This is a genomic window from Phaeobacter sp. CECT 5382 (assembly GCF_001457775.1).
Lineage (GTDB): Bacteria > Pseudomonadota > Alphaproteobacteria > Rhodobacterales > Rhodobacteraceae > Pseudophaeobacter.
This window is the reverse complement of sequence record NZ_CYSG01000008.1, coordinates 41,376-64,371: the sequence shown is the minus strand read 5'-3', so window position 1 is coordinate 64,371 and position 22,996 is coordinate 41,376. Positions and strand designations below refer to the sequence as shown.

Genomic DNA, 22,996 nt, shown 5'->3' with positions numbered 1-22,996 from the left:
TCCCGAAAATGTGTTCGGTATCTCCCCACCAATATGGCCACAGGCAGCGGGTGTCAGAAGATCGAGAGACCGCAATCCGCCAAAAGTGGCGAGGTGCACCGCGGTGACATCAAAGGCCGGAAGCCATCAGGGCCAGCGGTAGAGCTTCGGCAAGGCGCTCCGCCCAGATCTCTTGTCCGGCGGTGTCGGAAATCAGGTCATTTCGCAACTCGATCAAACTATTGGGACGACCGGGTTTGGTTCCGTGGGTGTCAATCGCATCGCCGGGCAGGTAACCGGTATAGGGCTCGTTCACGCCAACACATAGATCGCCAGGGGACAGCAGTGCCGAAATCAGGTGCGGAGAAAACGTCTCACCGTCGGGGTGAAGGATGCCGATCTCCCAGGGGCGACGGGGGCGGCCACGCAGTTGTGGTGTGAAGGAATGTACCGACACGATCACTGTATCAGGGCGTGCAGCCAGATCAGCCAGGGCCGCATGATAGGGACGGTAGCAGGCGTCTAGCCGGGCTTCGCGATCAGCGGCAGTTGCCGCGCGGTTGGCGGGAATGATGGTGCCATCATAGAGTTGCATGACCAGCGTCGGGTCATCCTCGCCGCGATTGGGGTCAATCACCAGCCGCGAGAAATTTGAGGCGATGACTGGCGCATCAAGCCGTTCGCCAAGCATCTGAGAGACTGCATAGGCGCCCGGATCGTAGGCGATGTGGCGCTCCATGTCCGCGCTTGGCAGGCCAAGGTCGCCACCGCCGACAAAGGGCGGCACCAGATTGCTGGCATGGTCGCAGGTGATCAGCCAGCGGGCAGGGCGGTCGGCCCCGTGTACAAAAAAAGGCGTGTATGTCATGGACCTGTCGCTTGTTGTTGAGAATACCTTTAGGGGAGTTGCGGCAGAATGGGAATTGGGCGATAAGCGCTCAAGCATTGTTTGCGGTAACATATCCGCTTTTGACCCGATCCGCCTAATGGTGCGGACAGCCCCGAAACAAAGGGTGCCCGTGCCAGTCCGCGACCACATATTTGATCCTGAGGAGATCCCCTGATGAAACGCTCGCGCAATGTAAAGATTGTCGCCACTCTGGGGCCCGCATCGGAAACATACGACACCATCCGGGCGCTGTTCGAGGCCGGGGCGGATGTGTTCCGCCTGAACATGTCCCACGGGACCCATGCCGAGATTGCCGAAAAGCACCAGATTATTCGCCAGGTTGAGCAGGATCTGGACCGCTCGATCGGGATATTGGCTGACCTTCAGGGGCCAAAGCTGCGGGTCGGTGTCTTTGCCAATGGGGCCGAAGAGCTGGTTGCAGGGGCGTCTTTTCGGATGGATCTTGATGAAGCCGAAGGCAACCTGACGCGTGTCTGCCTGCCACATCCCGAGATCTTTGCCGCGCTGGAGCCTGGCGCGCATCTTCTGGTCAATGACGGCAAAATACGCCTCAAGGTGAGCGCCTGTGGCGCCGATTTTGCGGATTGCGAAGTTGTCACCGGGGGCACAATCTCCAACCGCAAGGGCGTGAATGTCCCAGATGTAGAACTTCCGCTGGCGGCTTTGTCGGAAAAAGACCGGGCCGATCTGGAATTTGCCTGTGGCCTGGGGGTGGACTGGCTGGCGCTGTCCTTTGTGCAGCGCGCCAAGGATGTTTTTGAGGCCAAAGGGCTGGCCGACGGGCGCGCGGCTGTGCTGTCCAAGATCGAAAAGCCTTCGGCAGTAGAGCGGTTTGACGAAATTCTTGATGCTTCGGATGGTATTATGGTGGCGCGCGGCGACCTTGGCGTGGAGTTGCCGGTGGCGGCGGTGCCACCGATCCAGAAACGTCTGGTGCGCAAGTGTCGCGCGGCTGCCAAGCCGGTGATCGTGGCGACGCAGATGCTGGAAAGCATGATCGAAAGCCCGATGCCAACCCGCGCCGAAGTTTCGGATGTGGCCACAGCCATCTATGAAGGCACCGATGCGATCATGCTGAGCGCGGAATCCGCTGCCGGCAGCTACCCGATCGAGGCGGTGCAGACCATGGATCGGGTGGCGATCGAGGTCGAAGCCGACCCGACCTATGCGCAGATCATCGCCGCCTCGCGCTCTGCCAAGGGTGATACGGTGGCCGATGCGATTGTTGCGGCGGCGCGTGAGATTGCTGAAAAGACCGAAATCAAAGCGATCTGCTGTTTCACCCACAGCGGCACCACCGCACTGCTGACGGCGCGCGAACGTCCTGGTGTGCCGATCATTGCGCTGACGCCCTTGGCCCGCACGGCCCGGAGACTGGCCCTCAGCTGGGGGTGCTACTGTGTGCTGACTCCCGAACAGGGCCGTTTCAAAGGTGCTGTCGTTGGTGCGGCCCGCGCGGCCCGCGCCGGTGGCTTTGCCAGCGAGACGGACCAGATTGTCGTTACCGCAGGGGTTCCGTTCAATGTTCCGGGCAGCACCAATATCCTACGCGTGGCGCCCTGCGATGAGCGTTTGATTTACAGCCTCGATCCCGAGTAAACTAACCTTTGTAACGGGTGTTTTTGTAACGGGTGTTTTTGTGAGGGGTGGATGGATAGCGATCTGGCGCTGATTTTGGGTCTTTTGTTTGCCGGCCTTTCGGTTCCTTCGATTCTGTCCGCCTTCAGCGAGAACAGACCGCCCCGGATTTCTGCAGTCATGCTCTTGCTCGGCAGCGGGCTCATCGCTTATGCGATGCTGTCGCAGCCGGGTGGGTATCGCCTGGAACAGATACCGGATGTGTTTTTCTCGGTTCTGGCGCGAATAATCTGAGAAAGCTCTTGCCCTTTGGGGGTAGCTTTCGTACACGGCGCACCTGTTCGCGTGGCCGGCCGGAAGTGGCATGCCGAGTCGCGCATAGACCGAACCCGCATTGAAGGAGACGGAAATGCCCAAAATGAAGACCAAATCGAGCGCTAAAAAGCGCTTTAAGGTGACAGCGACCGGTAAGGTCCTGGCTGCTCAGGCCGGCAAACAGCACGGCATGATCAAACGCACCAAGAAATTCATCCGCAACGCCCGCGGCACCTCGGAGCTGTCGGCTCCCGACGCTAAAATCGTCAAGGGCTATATGCCCTACGACCGCTAAGAGGAGTTAGAGATATGTCCCGCGTTAAAGGTGGTACCACAACTCACGCCCGTCACAAGAAGGTCATCAAGGCAGCGAAAGGTTATTACGGTCGCCGTAAGAATACCTTCAAGGTCGCCCGCCAGGCCGTCGACAAGGCAAATCAATACGCAACCCGTGACCGGAAGCAGCGCAAGCGCAATTTCCGCGCTCTGTGGATCCAGCGTATCAACGCCGCTGTCCGTAGCCACGACGAAGCCCTGACATACAGCCGCTTCATCAATGGCCTGAACCTGGCCGGCATCGAAGTTGACCGTAAAGTTCTGGCCGACCTGGCCGTGCACGAGCCCGAAGCTTTTGGTGCCATCGTGCGCCAGGCCCAGTCCGCTCTGGCAGCCTGATCTGACACAGATCTGACTAGATTGAAGGCCTTGCCCTAGTGGCTTGGCGCCTTTCGGACTTCAGGAAACAAATGCAACGCCTGCCGAGTTAATACTCGGCAGGCGTTTTTCATTGAACACCCTCTTTCGGTCGTGGATTGACTATTGCCTAGGAGAAAAGCCACGGGGCCACACCTTTCAATAAATTCGGTTAAGTCTTCGGATTGGGACGATTTGGCCAGCATGAGCATTGTCTGAGGGAGGGCGATCTGACCAACGAAACGGAACGAAAGGCTGTGTCGCTGTGAAGTTCGCGGCAGAAATTTCTGTTGCGCAAGTTCACCCCGAGATTCGGGGCATTCTCAACCTCAACTGCTAAGGTAACCCCGAATTCGGGAACTACGGCGTAGCGCCCGACCTTTTCAACCACTCTTTCGTGGGCAGAAACACCCATCCGCCATCTGGAAGGATACTGATGTGGTCGGGCGAGGCACTCACCGATTAAGGGAACGATACATCAAGCCAAATTGCCGGTAGCGTGGGCCTCTGGGAAATGTCTGCAGGCGCACCCACGCGTGTTCCAAGCTTTTAGGCTCGTCCTCGTCTTTCTGGCACTGTACCACTTCAAAGCTCCAGCTTTAATGCTCCGTCTCAAACGACAATCGTTAGCCAAGCCAACGAATTTACAGCATTCGACGGGGAACTTTGCGAGATCTTGCAGAATTTGCGCCCGAAAGTGGTCGAAGGCCATTCTTGCGCAAGTTGGCAGGACGCTATTTCATGAGGTCCTGGGACTGGCTGGCCGAAATCACCGATAGTCTGGATGTTCGCCCGATCCCGCTACCGTAACCGGCCGACAGATGCGTAGAATTGTCATACAGCCCCAAGCTTGAGACCTTCATCCTTAACTCGGCTGGGTGGGAAACAGTTTTCACTTCAAGTGATCTGGTCTCGCTTCAAGAGGTGCAGGGAGACGGGGAAGCTGTCATCGGCATCATCGGTGAAATGCCGGATGAAGAGGCTGTGCTGGCGAACTCAAAACACCGGGTATTTTCCATAGAACGCTGTGAATAGGCCAGAAACTATCAGGGGTTTGCCCGATCAATGTCCCACATTGCGGAACTGCGATTGTATTTCAAAGAGATCAATCTGCGTGGATCACTGCTGGCGGGAATGCAGGGCTCCAACTTTTTCTTGGAGGAGCCCTGCGTGTCCCAAAGTTCAAAATGCGCCACCTATTGGGGGCGGCCTTTTTGTATCCAAACAACGCCTCGCTTAAGGCCGGTATTCCTGTCCTCTGGGGCAGCCGGGCTGAAGGTGGCGCGCCGCACGTTGGTTCGTGGCTCGGATGCGTTCAGAAATCGTTCAGCAGATGGCAGTCGGACTATGGTCGAAAATGCTTCCGCCCCCGCCCGCTCCGCCGCCGGGATTGTCCCAATTGACTGGCCCTGGACGCGGGACCGGGCGGGTGTCAATTTGCGCCGGGATGCCGCCAAAATCAATCCAGCCACCCTGTCCAGGGTTGGGGCGCGAGCGTGACCCCGGATACTCGTTTCCAGATCCGCCGGAGGCTGCTGGTGGTTTCTGGGATGCGGGCTCTGCCGTCGGGGTGGCGTAGGTTTCTCGGGACAGCGCAATCTCATCGGCTTTGCGGTTCGCCAGCAATTTGACGCCACCGCCAAGCGCAGCCAGCCCACCCAGGATCCAGCCCGCCGGTGTGCTGACAGCTGCGGCGGTTCCGCTAAAATAAAACAACGCGCTGGCCAGGCCTGATATGCCGCTGAGGGTTCCGGCAACAACAGTGCCACCCGTGCGCAGGTCATGCGCGCGCCGCAATCTTTCCTGGCGTCGTTGCCCACGGCTACTCTTACCCATCTCAGACCCTCACCAATGCGTCAAAGTGCAGGATGATATCGTAGATGCCGTTTTCGCTATCGGCGGCATTGTCCCGGTTTGACTGTTTGGCCACCTCCAGTTGCCATTTGCGGCGCGGATCGATGCCGATGATGCGCGGATTGCGGGCGGCGACTGTGGTATCGCCGTCATAGTCGCCAGGGACTGAGGAAAACAGGAGCTTGGGCAGCGTATATTCCGGCGCATCGTCGGCCTCGCCCAGTCTGATCGTGTTGGCCTCACTTTCCAGCCGAAGATGCCAGCCTGCGGCGGGAAGCGTTCTGGGGTTGCCGGCCTCGGAAGCGGCTTTGTCCACCACCTGTACAGCGATGTCGTTTATGAAGATCTTGGAATAGCCAGAAAAATCCCGGCAGTGGCTAAGGTCAAAGACCGGGGTGAGCTGGTCGATGAACGTGGTGGCGCCCTCGCTTGTGAAGGCCTCTGAAATACGGGTTCCATCCGAATTGCGCATGTATTTCAGGCTGACCCGGATGGTTGTGCGGGAATACTTGGTCAGGGCGCGGCGATAGCGGTTGCTGAGTATGCGGAGCGATTCCCTGATCCGCTCCAGTCCAACCGAGTTGTCGTCGAACTCCATGCTGGCGGGCGAAAACCCATAGAGCAGGTGGGCGCCGAGTTTTGCCGCCTTGGTGTAGTGCAGCAATTCCTCTATCTTTTTGGAGGTCCTGAGCACCAGCGCGTCGCGCTGGCCGCCATAGTCAATTGTTTCAGTGATTTTTTCGAATTCGTCCCATTGCTCGCTGGGTATCGTCTTTTTGTAAAACGCGGTGCGCTGCTGGAGGTGGGTGATATCGCTGTAGTCCGCCAACAGCACGTCCAGTTCGGTCAAAGCAGCCACCGCTCCGGCCAGATTTGTGTCAAAGGCTAAAGGGTTGATCCAGTCCGGCAGGTTTGGCCCTGCAGTTTCGGCCTCATATCCATGGGTATAGGCCTGGGTCAGACCGTCTTGCATGTCTTCGAAAAAGAAGGCCGCGCGTATGAATTCAGTCTTGTTGATTGGAACGCCTTCACGACTTGCGCGAAAGGCGGAGAGTATTTGAACGTCCAGATTATTACTCATATCGCTTTCCTAAATATTGGAAAATTGATGATCTAAATTGGAGAAGTTGAATTTTGCCCCTCCGCTGGTGATTGAGTCAAGCGCTTTGGGTAGGGGGGGAGTGCGACGGTCGACAGGGGGTCCTGTCTTGTTGGGGGGCTTTGTGGCCTTGCTGCCAGTCCTGGTATTCAAGTACCTGCTGGGGCTCCGCCCCCTTGCTTTCGCCCGCTCTTATGATAGCAGAGCCTAAGCTCAAACTCAGGGGACCGTCATGGACGATCTTAAAGCAAAATATCTCGGGCAGATTGCCGATGCTTCGGATGAAAACGCGCTGGAGACTATCCGGGTCGCCGCGGTTGGTAAAAAAGGCGAGGTTGCGCTGAAGATGCGCGAGCTGGGCAAGATGACGCCCGAAGAGCGCCAAGTTGCAGGCCCGGCGCTAAATGCGCTCAAGGATGAGATCAACTCTGCCCTTGCCGCTAAGAAAGTGGGCCTGGCCGATGCGGCTCTGAATGAGCGTCTGCGCACCGAATGGCTGGATGTAACCCTCCCCACGCGCCCCGGGCGGCAGGGCAGCCTGCATCCGATCAGCCAGGCCAGCGAAGAGCTGACGGCGATCTTTGCCGAACTGGGTTTCTCTGTCGCCGAAGGCGCGCGGATCGAGACCGACTGGTATAATTTTGACGCGCTGAACATCCCCGGACACCACCCCGCGCGGGCCGAGATGGACACGTTCTACATGCACCGCGCCGAAGGCGACGAGCGCCCGCCGCATGTGCTGCGCACCCATACCTCGCCCGTGCAGATCCAGTCGATGGAAAAAATGGGCGCGCCACTGCGGGTCATCTGTCCCGGTGGTGTTTACCGCGCCGACTATGACCAGACCCACACGCCGATGTTCCACCAGGTCGAAGGCCTGGCGCTGGACAAAGACATTTCCATGGCGAACCTCAAGTGGGTGCTGGAAGAGTTTGTGAAATCCTTCTTCGAGGTGGACGATGTTGAGCTGCGCTTCCGCGCTTCACACTTCCCTTTCACCGAGCCATCTGCCGAAGTCGACATTCGCTGCAGCTGGGACAATGGCCAGCTGAAGATTGGCGAAGGCGACGACTGGATGGAGATCCTCGGCTCTGGCATGGTGCACCCCAAGGTGATCGCTGCCGGTGGCATCGACCCAGATATCTATCAGGGCTTTGCCTTTGGTATCGGCATCGACCGTCTGGCAATGCTGAAATACGGCATCCCCGATTTGCGCGCTTTCTTTGACTCCGACCTGCGTTGGCTGCGCCACTATGGCTTCCAGTGTCTGGATGTACCGACGCTGCATGGTGGTTTGAGCCGCTAGGTTTATCTGTTCCGTGGGGCGCCAGCCCCGCGTCGCGCCCGACCCGCCCCATGGGCGGGCGCGATTGCGCCCACCCCGGTTCGGGCGCTATGCTCTCCTCAAAATTGCAATGCATTGATCTGAGGATTTGAGCGAATGGCTTCTGTTGAAGTGATGAGGGCCTGCGAGAATGTTTGTCGAGATTTTTCTTGGCTAGGTAAATTCTCCGATTGGGGGCCTGCACTATTGGCAAGCTCTGTCGCCCTGATCATCGCATTTTATGCGTACCCATGGCAAAAAGAACGAGACCGCAAACTGCAAATTCAATTGGAACAACGCGGTGTATATCGTGATTTGATATTCCCACTACACGACGTTCGATTTGCTTTGGAAAATCTTGGAAGTTTCTCAGACTTCGCTGATCTGCAAAAACGTATTTCGTCTGTATTTGAGAGGTTGAATGCCGGAGAAAGACAATTTTTGGCCTCAACGGTACTAATTGACCCCAAGATTGCTAATGAATTCCAACGCTACTTCAGCGAGGCACGTTCGGTCATGTCTGACATTGGAGATGAGCTACAACAACTGCGGGCAACCCAGGACAGCTTGGTTCCCGAGCCTCCAGTGAAAGATGTGAAAGGGGTCTTCAAGGACGTTTTGGACTGTGGAATTAGGAAATTGGACGCAGCCACTGAGGGTGTCATTAATCGTATAAGGGAAAGTGCCTTCGGACTTCAGGGAGAAATTCGGCTTCAAAGCAGAAAGAATAGGAAGCCAGAACAATAAATTGAATAAGCCGGGCCGCTTGCGGCTCGGCACGCGCCTGCCCGCCCCACGGCGGGCGCGTTGCGCCCACCCGGGCAGGCGCGTGCCTCGGGTTGGGCATCTGCGCTACAGTTCCACTATGCGCCCTTCTTTGATGATCACGTAAGGCTTTCCCACGCATTTGCGCCGCAGTTCTGACCGCGCGTGCGGGGGAGGGCCAGCAAGGCTTGCGCCGGGCGTCATTCTTTGTCATTGCCTATCCCTGTATACGCATGGCTTGCCATAGGATCCCTGACCGATGAAATTCACTCTTTCCTGGCTGAAAGATCACCTCGACACTGACGCATCAGTGGATGAGATCGCTGAAACCCTGACCGACCTCGGCCTTGAGGTCGAAGAGATCAGCAATCCGGCGGATCGGCTCAAGGATTTTACCCTGGGTTATGTGAAGCACGCCGAAAAGCACCCCGATGCCGATAAGCTGCGCGTCTGTCAGGTTGAAACCGACGAGGGTGATCTGCAGATCATCTGTGGCGCGCCCAATGCCCGCGAAGGCATCACTGTGGTGGTTTGCAAACCGGGCATGTATATTCCCGGTCTCGACATCACCATCGGCGTTGGCAAAATCCGTGGTGTGGACAGCTTTGGCATGATGGCCTCCGAGCGCGAGCTGGAGCTTTCGGACGAACATGACGGCATTATCGAGCTGCCCTCGGGCGCTGTAGGTGATCGCTTTGTCGACTGGTTGGCGGCAAATCAGCCCGCCAAGGTGGATCCGGTGATTGAAATCGCCATCACCCCCAACCGTCCCGATGCGCTGGGTATTCACGGCATTGCCCGCGATCTGGCGGCGCGCGGCCTTGGCACCCTGAAGACGCCGGACTTTGCGCCGGTTGCAGGCACATTTGCGAGCCCAATCAAGGTCACCATTGATGAGGATACGCTGGATGGCTGTCCGCTGTTCACCGGACGTCTGATCAAAGGCGTAAAAAACGGTCCCAGCCCGCAGTGGCTGCAAGACCGGCTGACCGCCATTGGCTTGCGCCCCATTTCGGCACTGGTCGATATCACCAACTTCTTCACCTATGATCAGAACCGCCCGCTGCACGTCTTTGATGCGGCTAAGGTTGCGGGAGATCTGCGGGTGCATCGGGCCGAGGGTGGAGAAACCCTCAAGGCGCTGGATGAAAAGGAATACACCTTTGCCGCCGGGCAAATGATGATCTCTGACGATCAGGGCGCCGAAAGCATCGCCGGCATCATGGGCGGCGAAGAGACAGGCTGTACGGATGAAACCGTGGATGTCTTCCTCGAAAGTGCCTTCTGGGATCATGTTCAGATTGCCCTTACGGGCCGCGCGCTGAAAATCAACTCAGACGCGCGCTATCGTTTTGAGCGCGGCGTTGACCCCGAGTTCACCATTGACGGGCTGCATCGTGCGACCCAGATGATCCTGGATCTGTGCGGTGGCGAGCCTTCCGAGGTGGTGATCGCAGGTGACGTGCCGGATCATTCCCGCGCCTATCGATTGAATGCCGAACGGGTGCAGTCACTGGTTGGCATGGATATCCCTGAAAGCGATCAGCGTCAGACCCTGACGCGGCTTGGCTTCCGTCTGGAAGGCAACATGGCGCATGTGCCCAGCTGGCGTCCCGATGTGCAGGGAGAGGCCGATCTGGTCGAAGAGGTGGCACGGATTGCCTCGCTGACCAAACTGCAGGGCAAACCATTGCCGCGCATTACCGATGGCATTCCCAAGGCGGTGATGACACCACAGCAGCGCCGCCAGCAGATGGCGCGGCGTACGGCGGCCAGCCTCGGCTACAACGAAGTTGTGAGCTATACCTTCATCGACAAGGCTGCAGCGGCGCTGTTTGGTGGTGGCGATGACGCCACCATGCTGGCCAACCCGATCTCATCCGAGATGTCGCATATGCGCCCGGCCTTGTTGCCCGGTCTGTTGCAGGCTGCAGCCCGCAATCAGGCGCGCGGCTTCATGGATCTGGCCCTGTTTGAGGTCGGCCCTGCCTTTCACGGTGGTGAGCCGGGCGAGCAGCACAACCTGATTTCCGGTATTCTGGTCGGCCGGACTGGCCCCAAGGATGTGCATGGCACATCGCGCGGGGTGGATACATTTGACGCCAAGGCGGATATCGAGGCGATCCTGACAGCCATCGGGGCGCCTGCCAAGGTGCAGATCCTGCGTGGCGCGCAGGGCTGGTGGCATCCAGGTCGTCACGGCAAGATTTGTCTGGGTCCAAAGAAAGTGCTGGGCGTCTTTGGCGAATTGCACCCTAAGGTGATTGCTGAAATGGGCGTCAAGGGTCCTGTCGTTGGCTTCACCATCTGGCCGGATGAGGTGCCATTGCCGCGCAAAAGCGGCGCCACCCGTTCGGCGTTGGCGCAAAGTGATTTGCAGGCGGTCGAGCGTGACTTTGCCTTTGTGGTCGATGCCGAGGTCGAGGCCCTGACGCTGGTCAATGCGGCCGGCGGCGCCGATAAGGCGCTGATCACGGAGGTCCGGGTCTTTGATGAATTCATCGGCGGCTCACTTGGCGAAGGCAAGAAGAGCCTGGCCATCACCGTACGGCTGCAGCCAAGCGATAAGACGCTGAAGGAAAAGGACATTGAAGCGGTGAGCGACAAAATCATCGCAAAGGTAACCAAGGCCACGGGCGGCACCCTGCGGGGCTAACCTTAGGTTGAAACAGGTAGACTGAAACAGGTTGGTTTTTCCGATTCTGAAACGCGTCCCTTTTGGGGACGCGTTTTCATTTTGTGGCGAAGAAATCCGCAAGCAGATCGAATACCAGCCGGATGCGACGACTTGTGTGCAGCTCTCGGTGGGTGGTCAGCCAGACTGGGAACTGGATGGGCGGCTGGTCCGGAAACAAGCGTTCCACACCGCTGGAATTCTCCGCGACATCATCGGCCATGGGGCCGATGCCGAAGCCCTGTCGTACCAACTCCCAGGCGGCCAGACCGCTGTTGCTGCCGATGCGAAAATTATCCGGGGTGAGATGCACCCCAAGCGGGCCGAAGAACTCGATTGAGCGTTCGATGTCGCCGAAATTCACAAAGTCATGCCTGGCCAGATCGGCAAGGGATGTGGGGCGTCCGTGCCGGGCCAGATAGCTGGGGGCCGCGTAGAAATGCGCCGTGGCTTCTTGTACGAGACGCGCAATCAGCTCGGGCTGATCGGGGCGCACATGGCGAATGGCGATATCGGCCTCGCGTCGCATCAGGTCGCGAATATCATTGGAAGCGACCACATCAATGGTCAGGCGCGGGGCCTGCTGGCGCAACCGCTGCAACACTGGCGGCAGGACAAAAGCTGACATGACATCGCTGGCAGTGATCCGGATCGTGCCCTCGATGGATTGAACCTGGGCACTGGCGGCAAGACTCAGCCCATTGGCGCCTTCGACCATCTTACGTCCATGAGGCAACAGTTCTCGCCCGGCATCGGTCAGGACGAGGCTGCGCCCAAGACGCTCAAACAGAAGTACACCAAGCGCGGCCTCCAGCGCCGCCACCTGACGGGACAGGGTGGGCTGCGTAAGGCCCAGTTGGCGCGCCGCAGCTGAGAGCGATCCGGTTTCAGCGGTGGCGAGAAAGGCGCGAATATGGGTCCAGTCGGGATTATTCATGCATATGTGTATATGCAAACTGCGATAATTGGCAATTTATGATCTGTTCGCGCATGGGTATGCTGCCCTGAAATCAGGAGAGACTGGATGAACACCGACGCGCCGTTCTGGGACCGCATTGCCGCAAAATATGCAAAATCCCCCATCCGCGATGAGGCGGCCTACCAACAATCCTTGGCCCGGAGCATCAGCTATCTGAAGCCAACGGACCGTGTTCTCGAACTGGGCAGTGGCACCGGGACGACTGCGATTGAACTCGCCGGGCATGTGGCTGAGATGACGGCGTCTGATCTGTCACAGGAAATGCTGGAGATCGGCCGGGCGCGGGCCAAGACCGCAGGAGTGTCCAACATCCGCTTTCACCATGGCAGTGTATCGCAGGCCCCGGAGGGTGAGGTGGACGTGGTCATGGCCCATAACCTGCTGCATCTTTTGCCCGATTTGGATGCGGCGCTGTCTGTTGCAGCTGACCGCCTGCCCAAAGGCGCTTTGTTTATCTCCAAGACACCTTGTCTGGGAGAGGTCCGTGGCTCGATCAAATACTGGTTGATCAAGACGATGATCCCCTTGATGCGCCTGATTGGAAAGGCACCTAAATCGCCGGTGCAGTTCTTCGATAGTGGTTCGCTCGAGGCAGCAATCCGTGTTGCCGGTTTTGATCTGGTTGAAACCGGCAATTACCCGATCTCCACTCCGGGCCGCTATATTGTGGCGCGCAGGCTCTGATTTGTCCTCTGGTGCCGATTGGTGATCCGGCCTATTTCTAAGGCAATCCAAACGGAGCAGGAGCGCAAAATGACACTGAAGATCTATCTTTCCGGCGAAATTCATACCGACTGGCGTGAGCAGATCATCGAGGGTGCCAAGGGGCTGGACGTCAGCTTTCAAAGCCCGGTGACCGACCACGCTGCCAGCGATGATTGCGGCGTGGCGATCCTGGGGGGCGAGGACAGCAAGTTCTGGCATGATCACAAGGGCGCAAAACTCAATGCAATCCGCACCCGCAAGGGGCTGGAAGACGCCGATGTCGTGGTGGTGCGCTTTGGCGAGAAATACAAGCAGTGGAACGCGGCCTTTGATGCGGGCTATGCCGCTGCTTTGGGCAAATCCATCATCGTGCTGAGCCGGCCCGAGCATCAACATGCGCTGAAGGAAGTCCATGCTGCCGCGCTCGCTGTCGCTGACGAGCCGCGCCAGGTGGTCGAGATTCTAAACTATGTGCTGGCTGGTCAGTTGCCCCAGTGAATGGTGCGGAGAAGGCGCCAGTTCTGCAGACCGAGCGTTTGATCCTGCGGCCCCATGTGCCGCAGGATCTTGACGATGTTGCGGCACTCTGGGCGGATCCGGCGGTGGTGAAATACATCGGAGGATCTCCGAACACGCGCGAGCAATCTTGGGCACGGCTGTTACGCAACATTGGCCACTGGCAGGCGCTAGGCTTTGGCTACTGGGTGGTGTGTGACCGTGCCGATGGGCATTTTCTGGGCGAAGTGGGATTTGCCCAATTCAAACGCGCGATCGAACCGGCCCTGCCTGATATCCCCGAGGCCGGCTGGGTGCTTGCGCAGCGGGCGCATGGGCGCGGCGTTGCAGCTGAAGCGGTCAGCTGCATGCACAGCTGGGCTGACAAGGATCGGGACTGGCCGCAAACCTGCTGTATTATCGACCCGGATCATGTGGCCTCGCTGAAAGTGGCGCAAAAGCATGGCTACCGGATTGAGGGGCAGGCGCGCTACTACGATGCGCCGATTTCGGTGCTGTTGCGGCAGCGGGGCGTCTAGGCCGCAGGAGCTGTGCAAGCTTGTCGTGCATTTGCCGAGCGAAAACCGTTCGTTAACAGCCGCTGCCTAGAATGCCGTCCAACAGGATCTCAATCAGGAAACTTGGTGGGCCGCACTGCGGCACGCCTGCGGACAAAATTTATGCAGAATCGTCGTACCCCGGCCCGGGAAATCACCCCCAAGAGTGAAGACCGTGGGTTATTCAAAAAAGAACTCGGGCAGTTCTGGGTGGCCCTTGTGCCGCATATCAAGCACAGCAGTCGGGGTGATCTGGTCATTCGTGGCTACCTGAACGGCACATCCGAAGTATTTGTGATTTTTGCCGGGCGCCGGACCAAACAGGCTTTGCCTATCGAAAACCGACTGAAGACCATGTTTTCCAGAGCCAGCCACGCAGCTGCGAGATCAAAAGCTGATCCACCGCATATCAACAGGATCCGGCTGCCAGTGCATATCGAAGGCGCTTGGCGCCCGCGGTTTCAAGCGGATGAGTCGGGCTGGGATCAGCGCAGTTTTCAGCTTTTGGCGTCGCGCTGGGCCTTTGCGGATGCGGATGGTGTCACCAATCTGGGCGGGCGACCACCGTTCAGTTGACACATCCCGCCGTTGCGGGATGTGTCTGGGACAGAGACCCAATGTCGGGGTTAGCCCTGCTTTGAAATTTCGACCTGATGTGGGTAGGGAATCGACACGCCTTCGGCATCAAAGGCTTCCTTGACCGCCTGCGTCATGGCGAACTTAACTTCCCAATATTCGGCGGCATCACACCAGATGCGGGTGGTCAGATCGACAGAACTGTCGCCCAGATTGGTCACGCGGACCCAGGGTTCCGGGTCCTGTTTGACACGCGCATCTGCTGCGGCCAGGCGCAGAATGATGGCCTTTGCGGCTTCGATATCGTCGCCATAATCGATGCCAAAAACCATATCGACCCGGCGGCTGTCATGATGCGAGAAATTGGTGATGATGGCGCCCCAGGCCTGACCGTTGGGGATGATGATCTGGACATTGTCGGGGGTCACCAGCTCGGTCACGAACAGGTTGAGATCCTTGACCGTGCCGGAAGTGCCGCCGATGTCAACAAACTGGCCGAGTTTATAGGGGCGAAACAGCACCAGCATAAACCCCGCAGCCAGATCGCTGAGCGTACCTTGCAGCGCCAGACCAATGGCCAGCGTTGCAGCACCCATCATGGCGACGAGGCTTGTGGCCTCGATGCCAAAAAGGCCAAGAACCGCGATCAAGACCACAGCGATGAGCGCCCAGCGGATCATGCTGGCGACAAAATTCCCGAGCGTTGGGTCGATTTCGGGGGTGGCATTGATCCGGTTGCGAATGGTGCGGCTTACCATCCCGGCGGCAATCCAGCCGATGACAAGAACAGCTAGCGCCTTGATGCCGTTCAAAACCATGGGCCAGTAGGCAAAGCCCTGTTCAATCAAGTCTTCCATGTCAGTTTCACTCTTTTGCTATTCGTCTGATGTTGGGGTTTTGCGCGGGTGAAGCACATATTGACGCCAGCCCACAAGGGGGAGCTCTGCACAAAAAGGCCCCCAAACTGGCGCGCTGGCAAGTTTGGGGGCCGGTATGGAACGGCGTAGTGTACCGCTTACTTTTTCAACGAGTCGCGGATCTCCATCAGGATGTCCAGCTCGCTTGGGCCTGCGGGGGCTTCGGGTTCAGGGGCGGTCTCTTCTTTGCGGGCCGCGGCCTCTTTCACCTGGTTGACATAGCGCACCAGCATGAAGACGACAAAGGCGATGATGAGGAAGTTGATCACCGCCATGATGAAGGCACCATGGGCGAAGACGGCGGCGCCGGCTTCGCGGGCCGCTTCAAGTGACGCACCGGCGGCGACTTCGCCGGACAGCACGATATAGGAATTGGTGAAATCAACGCCGCCCGTGAACAAGCCGATGAGCGGGTTGATCAGGTCGCCAACCAATGATTTGACGATCGCGGTGAAGGCGGCGCCGATGATGATACCAACCGCCATGTCCATGACATTGCCCTTGGCGATGAAGTCTTTGAATTCTGAAAGCATCTGGTTCTGGTCCCCTTTAAAAACCTGTTCCTCTGGCGTGGTCTTGGTCGACCATCTGGCTGGAACGGCTTTAATAGGACTGCAAAATGCACCTTTTGAGCTAGGGGGAAATTGCAAAAAGGCGCGGCAAAAGATCGAATTCTCAACAAATTCGGACAAAAACACCCGCCAGCCGGGAGGTGCTGGCGGGCTTTAAGCCTCAGGCGTGTGTCGGGCGTTTAGGCCTTCAACGCGAGGCTCGGGGAGATCACATCAATGCCAAGTGCTTTGCCAACCGCATAATAGGTCAGCTTGCCAGCATGCACGTTCAGACCATTGAGCAGGTGCGCGTCGTCCTCACAGGCCTGCCGCCAGCCTTTGTTGGCCAGGTTCAGCATGAAGGGCAGGGTGGCATTGCCAAGCGCCTGGGTTGAAGTGCGGGCAACGGCACCGGGCATGTTGGCGACGCAGTAGTGCATGATGCCATCGACCTCATAGATCGGGTCGGCATGGGTGGTGGCGCGCGATGTCTCAAAGCAGCCACCCTGATCAATGGCGACATCCACCAGTGCAGCGCCGGGTTTCATCTCGCTCAACTGGGCGCGCGAAACCAGTTTCGGCGCTTCAGCACCGGGGATCAGCACTGCACCAATCACCATGTCGGCTTCACGGACCAGCTCAGCGGTGGCACCTGCGGTAGAATACTGGTTTTTGAAATCACGGCCAAAGACATCATCAAGGTACTTCAGGCGGTTCAGCGACCGGTCCAGCACGGTGACATCGGCGCCCATGCCAGCGGCAATCTTGGCCGCATGAGTGCCAACGACACCGCCACCGATGACGACGACCTTGGCGGGGGCCACGCCCGGCACGCCGCCCATCAGCACACCCCGGCCACCATTGGCCTTTTGCAGGGTCCAGGCACCAACCTGTGGTGCCAGACGACCGGCCACTTCGGACATGGGCGCCAGCAGCGGCAGGCCACCGTGGTTGTCGGTGACGGTTTCATAAGCAATGGCGGTACAGCCCGAAGCGAGCAGATCATGAGTTTGCTCTGGGTCGGGGGCGAGATGCAGATAGGTGAACAGCAACTGGCCTTCGCGTAGCATCTTGCGTTCAACCGCCTGGGGTTCTTTCACCTTTACGATCATATCCGCTGTGGCGAAAATTTCTTCGGCGGTATCGATGATCACGGCGCCGGTGGCGATGTAGTCAGCATCGGTAAAGCCTGCGCCAAGACCGGCGCCCTTTTGAATCAGGGCTTGATGACCATGATTGACGGCTTCGCGGGCGGCGTCGGGCGTCATGCCAACGCGAAATTCCTGTGGCTTGATCTCTGTGGGGCAACCGATTTTCATGATCTCTCCTCCGTTTCCTTTGCGTCAGTCTGACGCAGATGGAACAAAAGGTGCTGTCTTTTTGGGCAGATTAAAAACATGCAATTCGAAGAATCTTCGACTATACGCGTGAATATCAGCAAGGATCTTAGAAGAAATGTCACTTGATAACACGGATCGTCGCATCCTGCAGGTCTTGCAGCGCCAGGGACGGATTTCCAACGCCGAGCTCAGCGAGCGGGTCAATCTGTCTGCCTCGGCCTGCCATCGCAGGGTACAACGGCTGGAGACCGACGGCTATATCAAGAACTATGTCGCGCTGCTGGACGCCCGTAAAATGGCGGTGCCGACCACGGTTTTTGTGGAAATCACTCTGCAGGGGCAGGCGGATGAGTTGCTGGATGCCTTTGAGCGCGCGGTGGCGCGAATCCCGGATGTACTGGAATGTCACCTGATGGCGGGCACGGCGGATTACCTGCTCAAGGTGGTGGCCGAGAATACCGATGATTTCGCCCGCATCCATCGCCAGCACCTGACGCGGCTGCCAGGCGTGGCGCAGATGCAATCCAGTTTTGCCCTGCGCACAGTGTTCAAAACCACGGCTCTACCGGTGTGAGGAAAGCCAGCTGAGCATGTCTGGCGCGCGGGTCAGTCTGTGCGCGCACTGCGCGCAACCCCCTGAAAGACTGTGATACTTGCCGTCTTCGCACTGTTGTCGCGCCAGCATGTGTGATCAGATGCATCAGGGCAAGACAGAGGAGGCAGGCCATGCAGTGGGACTATATCGTGGTGGGCGCAGGCAGTGCCGGTTGTGTGATTGCCAATCGATTGAGCGAAGCGGGGCACAAGGTGCTACTGCTGGAGGCGGGTGGCAAGGATAATTACCACTGGGTGCATATCCCGATGGGCTATCTTTATTGCATCAACAACCCGCGCACTGACTGGATGTATCGCACCGAGGCTGAGGCGGGCCTGAATGGGCGTTCTTTGATCTATCCCCGTGGCAAGGTTCTGGGCGGCTGTTCTTCGATCAACGGTATGTTGTATTTGCGCGGTCAGGCAGCGGATTATGACGGCTGGCGTCAGCGTGGCCTCGCTGGCTGGGGCTGGGACGATGTGCTGCCCTTTTTCAAAAAATCCGAAGACTATGTTGAAGGCGCGTCCGATATGCACGGCGCGGGCGGCGAGTGGCGGGTGGAGAACCAGCGCCTGCATTGGGACGTGCTGGATGACTGGATGGAGGCCGCCGCCAGCTGGGGGCTGCCAAAGGTCACCGATTTCAACACGGGCACCAACGAAGGCGTCGGCTATTTCCGGGTCAACCAGCGCAACGGCTGGCGGATGAACACCGCCAAGGCTTTCCTGAGAACGGTGACTGGCCAAACCCTGAAGGTGGAAACCAAGGCCCATACCCGCCGCATCCTGATCGAAGATGGACGTGCCGTTGGCGTGGAGTATGACAAAGGTGGCGTGACCCATCAGGCGCGTGCCGCGGCTGAGGTGGTGCTCTGCGCCGGGGCGGTGAATTCTCCGCAGATCCTGCAGCTGTCTGGTCTGGGATCCGGTGCGCTGTTGCAGCAACATGGGGTCGAAGTGAAACGGGATGTGCCCGCCATCGGGGCCAATCTGCAGGATCATCTGCAACTGCGCTGCGCCTGGCGGCTGAGCCAGGGCAAAACGCTGAACACTTTGGCGAATTCTGTGTGGGGCAAAGCAAAGATCGGGCTAGAGTATGCGCTGAAACGCTCCGGGCCAATGTCGATGGCACCCAGCCAGCTGGGCGCGTTTTCACGCTCGCGGCCGGATCTTGCAACGCCGGATCTGGAGTATCATGTGCAGCCTCTCACGCTGGAAGCCTTTGGCCAGCCGTTGCATGATTTCCCCGGCCTGACGGCCAGCGTCTGCAATCTGCGTCCGGAAAGTCGCGGTACAGTGGAGATCGCCTCAAACGATCCGCATCAGGCGCCAAAGATCGCGCCGAATTACCTGTCGACCGAAGGCGACCGGCAAGTGGCCGTTGCGGCAATTCGCCAGGCGCGCGCCATCATGGCGCAACCGGCAATGCGGGACTATGCGCCCAGTGAGATGAAACCTGGCGGAGTGTCAGATGAAATGGCCGATCTGGTTCAGGCCGCAGGAGAGGTTGGAACGACGATTTTCCACCCCACCTGCACCGTGCATATGGGCGCAGAAGACAGTGCGCCGCTGGATGCCCAGTTGCGGCTGCGTGGGGTCCGGGGTTTACGGGTGGCTGATGCCAGCGTGATGCCGACGATCACCAGTGGTAACACCAATGCGCCGACAATTATGATTGCAGAGAAAGGCGCAGAGATGATTTTGGCGGCAGCCAGAGCATAATTCAGCTGAGGTGGTCGCAGGCCATGTGATTGCTCTTGCGCCCCGCCGCGAAATTCGATTCCCTATGGGCACTGACTGCCAAGGGGCGCTCTGGGCTCAATCGCCAAAGGCGTCGCAGTACAAAGGATCACTTGGGGGGCGATACGCCTGAAAGTGACAGTCCTGAAAGTGACATTAAAGGATTACACCGGCCTGATATACTGGCCTGATAGTGAGATCCAGAACGACTGAATATTGATGAAGGAATGCCCCTGTGACCAGCGATACCCATCCCGACTCCTTTGATTGGCTTGAAGCCGAGCTTCAGGACACGCTGGACGAGGATATCGAGATTGAATTTGCCGAACCGATGCTGTCGATGGAGTTGCGCAAGATCTATCGCGAACAGCACCCGGAGATGCTGGACCGTCAGGTCTATTTTCGCAACCTGCTTCGCCTGCAGGCTGAATTGATCAAACTGCAGGACTGGGTGGTGGAAACGGGCGCCAAGGTCCTGGTGATCATGGAAGGGCGCGACAGTGCCGGTAAAGGTGGCGTGATCAAGCGGATCACCCAGCGCCTGAACCCCCGGGTTGCCCGGGTGGTGGCCCTGCCTGCACCAAGTCGGCGCGAGCAAAGCCAGTGGTATTTCCAGCGTTACGTGCCCTATCTGCCCTCAGCGGGTGAAATCGTGCTGTTTGACCGCTCCTGGTACAACCGGGCCGGGGTCGAACGGGTTATGGGCTTTGCCGATGACGACCAGGTGGAGAATTTTTTCCGCGATGTGCCAGAATTCGAAAGGATGCTGGTGCGGTCAAACACCATTGTGCTGAAATATTGGTTCTCAATCACGGATGAGGAGCAGCAGCTGCGATTCATGATGCGAATCCATGATCCAATGAAGCAATGGAAACTGTCACCAATGGATCTGGAAAGCCGTATTCGCTGGGAGCAGTATACCAAAGCCAAAGAAGAGATGTTTGAGCGTACGAATATCCCTGAAGCCCCTTGGTATATCGTTGAAGGCAACGACAAAAAACGCGAGCGGCTGAACTGCATTGAGCATTTGCTGAGCAAGATCCCTTATCAGGAAACCGGCAGTGACAAAGTGTCTTTGCCGGATCGCGAATATAACCCGGATTATGAGCGCCGGGTGCTACCTGATGAGCTCTATGTGCCCAAAATATACTGATCCAAGAAAGGGCAGAAGGGGAGGCTCCCGCCAACCATGCGGCCTTCTGACGAAGACCGCGGGCTGTTGGGCCCGGCGCTGAGCCTGCGGCTCAGCGCGGTTGTGTACTATTCAGAGCTTTCGATATTGTTCAGGAAACGCTGCAGGTAAGCGGTGAATTCCTGGACCTCGCGTTGAGAAAACCCCTCAAGCAGATCCCTTTGGCGTTCCAGTGCACGCGGCAGCAGTTTGGCATGCAGGGCGTGACCCGCATCGGTGAGCTGCCAGGATTTGCGCCGCTCGTCGCCGCCCAGGGCCTCTGATGTCGCGAGCCCCGCTGTTTGGAGCCGTTGCAGAGAGCGGCTGACAGCGGCCTTGTCAATTCCGGTCACGCGGGCGGCCTGGCCAACCGAAGCGCCGGGCTCGCGAGTCAACAGAACCAGCATCCGCCAATCCATCACCCCGATACCAAACTCCGCCTGATAGGCGCGTGTGGCCTCACGGGTGAGGCGATTGCCGGCAAAGGTGACCAGCACCACTGGACTGCGGTTGTAACTAAGGGTGGGGGCCGCAGGCGCCTGAGGGCTGCCATCAGGTGACACCAGAAAAAGACTGTCGGGAAGGTCGGGGGTATCTGTCATGAAGCTAGGGTAAGTGAATGTTGTTGACAGATCAACACGCGTAGCCTCCACTGGTCTTGATGCATAGGTGCGGAGATCGACATGCCATCCGGAACAGCCCCATCTGGTACAGCTTATGATATTGATCTTGAACGGTTCTGGCGCGACCCCTATCCGGACCTTGCAGCAATGCGCGCCCTGGCGCCAGTTGTCTATGTCCCGCAATTGCAGGCCTATCTGATCACCAGACGAGACGATATCTTTCGTGAGGAAAAACGAATTGAGGTGTTTTCTTCGGCGCAGCCGGAGGGGTTGATGACCCGTCTGATGGGCGAAAACATGATGCGCAAAGATGGAGACGCGCATATGGCAGAGCGCCGGGTGATTTTTCCCACCGTGTCGCCAAAGACGGTCAAAAACCGCTGGCTGGCGCAGTTTCGCGCGGCAACGAATGAGATCCTTTCAGAATTGGCTCCCCGTGGGCATTGCGACCTGGTGCGAGACTACGCCATGCCGGTTTCCGCCGAGGCGCTGAAACTGGTGACCGGGCTCAGCGATATGACGGCGGTGGAGATGGACCGGGCCAGCCAAGATATGATCGACGGCTGTGCAAACTACGCAGGCGACCCGGAGGTGGAGCGCAGATGCAACGTCAGCACCGCGATGATCGATGCGTTTATCACCCGGAAACTGGCTGAACCGTTGGATCCAGAGGATGTTTCGCTGATTGCCGTACAGCATCGCGCCGGGCTGTCGCAGACGCAATTGCGGGCGAATGTAAAACTGGCGATTTCTGGTGGGCAGAACGAGCCGCGGGATGCGATTGCCGGAACCGCTTGGGCGCTTTTGGGCCACCCGGAGCAGCTTGCTCTGGTTCAGTCTGGGCACGCCAGCTGGTTGCAGGCCTTTGAGGAATTTGCCCGCTGGATGTCACCGATTGGTATGTCACCGCGCCAGGTGGCGCAGCCCCATGAGCTGCATGGAGTGGCTTTGCATCCCGGAGACAGGGTGTTTTTGATGTTCGGGTCCGGCAATCGGGATGAACGTGTTTTTGCGCATCCTGACCAGTTTGATCTGCAGCAGGACAATCGCGCCGCGATTTCTTTTGGGGCTGGTCCGCATTTCTGCGCCGGGGCCTGGATATCCAAAGCGCTGATCGCTGAGGTGGCCTTGCCACTGCTGTTTGACCGGGTCTCTGATCTACGCCTGACTGGGCCAGTTCAGTTGGGGGGCTGGGCATTTCGCGGGCCACTTTCGGTGCCCGTTGCATGGCAGGCCTAGTCGTTTTCCTGACCGCAGTCCTGATCGGATGTGGAACCCGGGATCTGAAGTCGGAGTGACGGGAGGTGAATGGCAAGGGGAGTGGATCACAGGGAAGCCAGCGGACGAAAAATAAGGCCCCGAGGTGGCAGTAGCCTTGAGCGCAGGGGGTTAAGGCGCGCGTCACGACAACTTGGGGGGGACGCTATGCCACCCCGGGGAAGAGCCGGGTGTTCCAGGTCCGGCTGCAGGAACATGGGCGGGGAAACCCTGAGGTATCGCCCAATAGGATCAACCTAGACGAGTCCGGTGGAGGAATGCACGTTAAAGTTTAGTCTT

The 22,996-nt window shown here is 58.3% G+C and carries 23 protein-coding genes; 15 read left to right on the top strand and 8 right to left on the bottom strand.

Annotation, left to right across the window (positions count from 1 at the left end; translation table 11 throughout):
- Positions 1-109: 109 nt before the first annotated feature.
- Complete coding sequence (locus tag PH5382_RS10380; RefSeq protein WP_058334312.1) at positions 110-847, bottom strand: N-formylglutamate amidohydrolase; 738 nt, start codon at positions 845-847, stop codon at positions 110-112.
- Positions 848-1,042: 195 nt separating this feature from the next.
- Between PH5382_RS10380 and pyk the strand changes: the two genes are divergently transcribed.
- The 4 genes from pyk to rplT all read left to right on the top strand — a co-directional run bounded on the left by pyk (position 1,043) and on the right by rplT (position 3,457).
- The gene (pyk, locus tag PH5382_RS10370; protein WP_058334310.1) at positions 1,043-2,488 is read left to right on the top strand and encodes a pyruvate kinase; all 1,446 of its coding nucleotides are present in this window, start codon (positions 1,043-1,045) and stop codon (positions 2,486-2,488) included.
- 51 nt (positions 2,489-2,539) lie between these two features.
- The gene (locus PH5382_RS10365; RefSeq protein ID WP_058334309.1) at positions 2,540-2,761 is read left to right on the top strand and encodes a hypothetical protein; all 222 of its coding nucleotides are present in this window, start codon (positions 2,540-2,542) and stop codon (positions 2,759-2,761) included.
- Between the two features lie 115 nt (positions 2,762-2,876).
- Positions 2,877-3,077 carry a 50S ribosomal protein L35 gene (rpmI, locus tag PH5382_RS10360; protein ID WP_009809912.1) on the top strand — a complete coding sequence of 67 codons (201 nt, stop codon included), beginning with the start codon at positions 2,877-2,879 and terminating at the stop codon, positions 3,075-3,077.
- 14 nt (positions 3,078-3,091) lie between these two features.
- Positions 3,092-3,457, top strand: coding sequence for a 50S ribosomal protein L20 (rplT, locus tag PH5382_RS10355; RefSeq protein ID WP_058334308.1), 366 nt, complete (start codon positions 3,092-3,094; stop codon positions 3,455-3,457).
- A 1,344-nt stretch (positions 3,458-4,801) separates the two neighbouring features.
- Here the strand turns inward: rplT and PH5382_RS10345 are convergent.
- Both PH5382_RS10345 and PH5382_RS10340 read right to left on the bottom strand, forming a co-directional pair.
- Positions 4,802-5,311 carry a hypothetical protein gene (locus PH5382_RS10345; protein WP_156414885.1) on the bottom strand — a complete coding sequence of 170 codons (510 nt, stop codon included), beginning with the start codon at positions 5,309-5,311 and terminating at the stop codon, positions 4,802-4,804.
- Between the two features lies 1 nt (position 5,312).
- The gene (locus PH5382_RS10340; RefSeq protein WP_058334305.1) at positions 5,313-6,410 is read right to left on the bottom strand and encodes a hypothetical protein; all 1,098 of its coding nucleotides are present in this window, start codon (positions 6,408-6,410) and stop codon (positions 5,313-5,315) included.
- A gap of 250 nt (positions 6,411-6,660) precedes the next feature.
- On the opposite strand from PH5382_RS10340, the gene pheS reads away from it, so the two are divergent.
- The 3 genes from pheS (at position 6,661) to pheT (ending at position 11,173) form a co-directional block, all read left to right on the top strand.
- Positions 6,661-7,734 (top strand): phenylalanine--tRNA ligase subunit alpha, encoded by a 1,074-nt coding sequence (gene pheS / locus PH5382_RS10335; protein WP_058334304.1) that lies wholly within the window; start codon positions 6,661-6,663, stop codon positions 7,732-7,734.
- A gap of 135 nt (positions 7,735-7,869) precedes the next feature.
- Positions 7,870-8,499: a hypothetical protein gene (locus PH5382_RS10330; RefSeq protein WP_058334303.1), complete on the top strand. Its 630-nt coding sequence runs from the start codon at positions 7,870-7,872 to the stop codon at positions 8,497-8,499.
- Positions 8,500-8,776: 277 nt separating this feature from the next.
- Entirely contained in the window at positions 8,777-11,173 is a 2,397-nt protein-coding gene (gene pheT, locus PH5382_RS10325; protein ID WP_058334302.1) for a phenylalanine--tRNA ligase subunit beta, read from the top strand.
- Positions 11,174-11,249: 76 nt separating this feature from the next.
- Here pheT and PH5382_RS10320 read toward each other — a convergent pair whose 3' ends face one another.
- Positions 11,250-12,128, bottom strand: coding sequence for a LysR family transcriptional regulator (locus PH5382_RS10320; RefSeq protein ID WP_058334301.1), 879 nt, complete (start codon positions 12,126-12,128; stop codon positions 11,250-11,252).
- A gap of 87 nt (positions 12,129-12,215) precedes the next feature.
- Here PH5382_RS10320 and PH5382_RS10315 point away from each other — a divergent pair, with 87 nt between their 5' ends.
- The 4 genes from PH5382_RS10315 to PH5382_RS10300 all read left to right on the top strand — a co-directional run bounded on the left by PH5382_RS10315 (position 12,216) and on the right by PH5382_RS10300 (position 14,503).
- Positions 12,216-12,854 carry a class I SAM-dependent methyltransferase gene (locus PH5382_RS10315; protein ID WP_058334300.1) on the top strand — a complete coding sequence of 213 codons (639 nt, stop codon included), beginning with the start codon at positions 12,216-12,218 and terminating at the stop codon, positions 12,852-12,854.
- 69 nt (positions 12,855-12,923) lie between these two features.
- Positions 12,924-13,373: a YtoQ family protein gene (locus tag PH5382_RS10310; RefSeq protein WP_058334299.1), complete on the top strand. Its 450-nt coding sequence runs from the start codon at positions 12,924-12,926 to the stop codon at positions 13,371-13,373.
- A gap of 38 nt (positions 13,374-13,411) precedes the next feature.
- A complete protein-coding gene (locus PH5382_RS10305) occupies positions 13,412-13,909 on the top strand; it encodes a GNAT family N-acetyltransferase (RefSeq protein WP_197410038.1) in 498 nt (165 codons plus the stop codon).
- 141 nt (positions 13,910-14,050) lie between these two features.
- The gene (locus PH5382_RS10300; protein ID WP_156414884.1) at positions 14,051-14,503 is read left to right on the top strand and encodes a hypothetical protein; all 453 of its coding nucleotides are present in this window, start codon (positions 14,051-14,053) and stop codon (positions 14,501-14,503) included.
- A 50-nt stretch (positions 14,504-14,553) separates the two neighbouring features.
- Here the strand turns inward: PH5382_RS10300 and PH5382_RS10295 are convergent, their stop codons facing one another.
- The 3 genes from PH5382_RS10295 to ald all read right to left on the bottom strand — a co-directional run bounded on the left by PH5382_RS10295 (position 14,554) and on the right by ald (position 17,290).
- Positions 14,554-15,360, bottom strand: a complete 807-nt coding sequence (locus tag PH5382_RS10295; RefSeq protein WP_058334296.1) for a mechanosensitive ion channel family protein — start codon at positions 15,358-15,360, stop codon at positions 14,554-14,556.
- Positions 15,361-15,518: 158 nt separating this feature from the next.
- Positions 15,519-15,953, bottom strand: coding sequence for a large conductance mechanosensitive channel protein MscL (gene mscL / locus PH5382_RS10290; protein ID WP_058334434.1), 435 nt, complete (start codon positions 15,951-15,953; stop codon positions 15,519-15,521).
- A 218-nt stretch (positions 15,954-16,171) separates the two neighbouring features.
- Positions 16,172-17,290, bottom strand: a complete 1,119-nt coding sequence (gene ald, locus PH5382_RS10285) for an alanine dehydrogenase (RefSeq protein ID WP_058334295.1) — start codon at positions 17,288-17,290, stop codon at positions 16,172-16,174.
- A 136-nt stretch (positions 17,291-17,426) separates the two neighbouring features.
- Here ald and PH5382_RS10280 point away from each other — a divergent pair, with 136 nt between their 5' ends.
- The 3 genes from PH5382_RS10280 (at position 17,427) to ppk2 (ending at position 20,798) form a co-directional block, all read left to right on the top strand.
- Complete coding sequence (locus PH5382_RS10280; RefSeq protein ID WP_058334294.1) at positions 17,427-17,885, top strand: Lrp/AsnC family transcriptional regulator; 459 nt, start codon at positions 17,427-17,429, stop codon at positions 17,883-17,885.
- A 152-nt stretch (positions 17,886-18,037) separates the two neighbouring features.
- Positions 18,038-19,627: a GMC family oxidoreductase gene (locus PH5382_RS10275; protein ID WP_058334293.1), complete on the top strand. Its 1,590-nt coding sequence runs from the start codon at positions 18,038-18,040 to the stop codon at positions 19,625-19,627.
- 253 nt (positions 19,628-19,880) lie between these two features.
- Positions 19,881-20,798 (top strand): polyphosphate kinase 2, encoded by a 918-nt coding sequence (ppk2, locus tag PH5382_RS10270; protein ID WP_058334292.1) that lies wholly within the window; start codon positions 19,881-19,883, stop codon positions 20,796-20,798.
- A gap of 107 nt (positions 20,799-20,905) precedes the next feature.
- On the opposite strand, the gene PH5382_RS10265 is transcribed toward ppk2, so the two are convergent.
- The gene (locus tag PH5382_RS10265) at positions 20,906-21,418 is read right to left on the bottom strand and encodes a MarR family winged helix-turn-helix transcriptional regulator (RefSeq protein WP_058334291.1); all 513 of its coding nucleotides are present in this window, start codon (positions 21,416-21,418) and stop codon (positions 20,906-20,908) included.
- Positions 21,419-21,499: 81 nt separating this feature from the next.
- On the opposite strand from PH5382_RS10265, the gene PH5382_RS10260 reads away from it, so the two are divergent.
- Positions 21,500-22,678 (top strand): cytochrome P450, encoded by a 1,179-nt coding sequence (locus PH5382_RS10260; RefSeq protein WP_058334290.1) that lies wholly within the window; start codon positions 21,500-21,502, stop codon positions 22,676-22,678.
- Positions 22,679-22,996 lie beyond the last annotated feature (318 nt).

What these genes read in the sequence shown, in the direction of transcription:
- PH5382_RS10380 (WP_058334312.1), bottom strand. Translation starts at nt 847, where the DNA reads ATGACATACACGCCTTTTTTTGTACACGGGGCCGACCGCCCTGCCCGC.
- pyk (WP_058334310.1), top strand. Translation starts at nt 1,043, where the DNA reads ATGAAACGCTCGCGCAATGTAAAGATTGTCGCCACTCTGGGGCCCGCA.
- PH5382_RS10365 (WP_058334309.1), top strand. Translation starts at nt 2,540, where the DNA reads ATGGATAGCGATCTGGCGCTGATTTTGGGTCTTTTGTTTGCCGGCCTT.
- rpmI (WP_009809912.1), top strand. Translation starts at nt 2,877, where the DNA reads ATGCCCAAAATGAAGACCAAATCGAGCGCTAAAAAGCGCTTTAAGGTG.
- rplT (WP_058334308.1), top strand. Translation starts at nt 3,092, where the DNA reads ATGTCCCGCGTTAAAGGTGGTACCACAACTCACGCCCGTCACAAGAAG.
- PH5382_RS10345 (WP_156414885.1), bottom strand. Translation starts at nt 5,311, where the DNA reads ATGGGTAAGAGTAGCCGTGGGCAACGACGCCAGGAAAGATTGCGGCGC.
- PH5382_RS10340 (WP_058334305.1), bottom strand. Translation starts at nt 6,410, where the DNA reads ATGAGTAATAATCTGGACGTTCAAATACTCTCCGCCTTTCGCGCAAGT.
- pheS (WP_058334304.1), top strand. Translation starts at nt 6,661, where the DNA reads ATGGACGATCTTAAAGCAAAATATCTCGGGCAGATTGCCGATGCTTCG.
- PH5382_RS10330 (WP_058334303.1), top strand. Translation starts at nt 7,870, where the DNA reads ATGGCTTCTGTTGAAGTGATGAGGGCCTGCGAGAATGTTTGTCGAGAT.
- pheT (WP_058334302.1), top strand. Translation starts at nt 8,777, where the DNA reads ATGAAATTCACTCTTTCCTGGCTGAAAGATCACCTCGACACTGACGCA.
- PH5382_RS10320 (WP_058334301.1), bottom strand. Translation starts at nt 12,128, where the DNA reads ATGAATAATCCCGACTGGACCCATATTCGCGCCTTTCTCGCCACCGCT.
- PH5382_RS10315 (WP_058334300.1), top strand. Translation starts at nt 12,216, where the DNA reads ATGAACACCGACGCGCCGTTCTGGGACCGCATTGCCGCAAAATATGCA.
- PH5382_RS10310 (WP_058334299.1), top strand. Translation starts at nt 12,924, where the DNA reads ATGACACTGAAGATCTATCTTTCCGGCGAAATTCATACCGACTGGCGT.
- PH5382_RS10300 (WP_156414884.1), top strand. Translation starts at nt 14,051, where the DNA reads ATGCAGAATCGTCGTACCCCGGCCCGGGAAATCACCCCCAAGAGTGAA.
- PH5382_RS10295 (WP_058334296.1), bottom strand. Translation starts at nt 15,360, where the DNA reads ATGGAAGACTTGATTGAACAGGGCTTTGCCTACTGGCCCATGGTTTTG.
- mscL (WP_058334434.1), bottom strand. Translation starts at nt 15,953, where the DNA reads ATGCTTTCAGAATTCAAAGACTTCATCGCCAAGGGCAATGTCATGGAC.
- ald (WP_058334295.1), bottom strand. Translation starts at nt 17,290, where the DNA reads ATGAAAATCGGTTGCCCCACAGAGATCAAGCCACAGGAATTTCGCGTT.
- PH5382_RS10280 (WP_058334294.1), top strand. Translation starts at nt 17,427, where the DNA reads ATGTCACTTGATAACACGGATCGTCGCATCCTGCAGGTCTTGCAGCGC.
- PH5382_RS10275 (WP_058334293.1), top strand. Translation starts at nt 18,038, where the DNA reads ATGCAGTGGGACTATATCGTGGTGGGCGCAGGCAGTGCCGGTTGTGTG.
- PH5382_RS10265 (WP_058334291.1), bottom strand. Translation starts at nt 21,418, where the DNA reads ATGACAGATACCCCCGACCTTCCCGACAGTCTTTTTCTGGTGTCACCT.
- PH5382_RS10260 (WP_058334290.1), top strand. Translation starts at nt 21,500, where the DNA reads ATGCCATCCGGAACAGCCCCATCTGGTACAGCTTATGATATTGATCTT.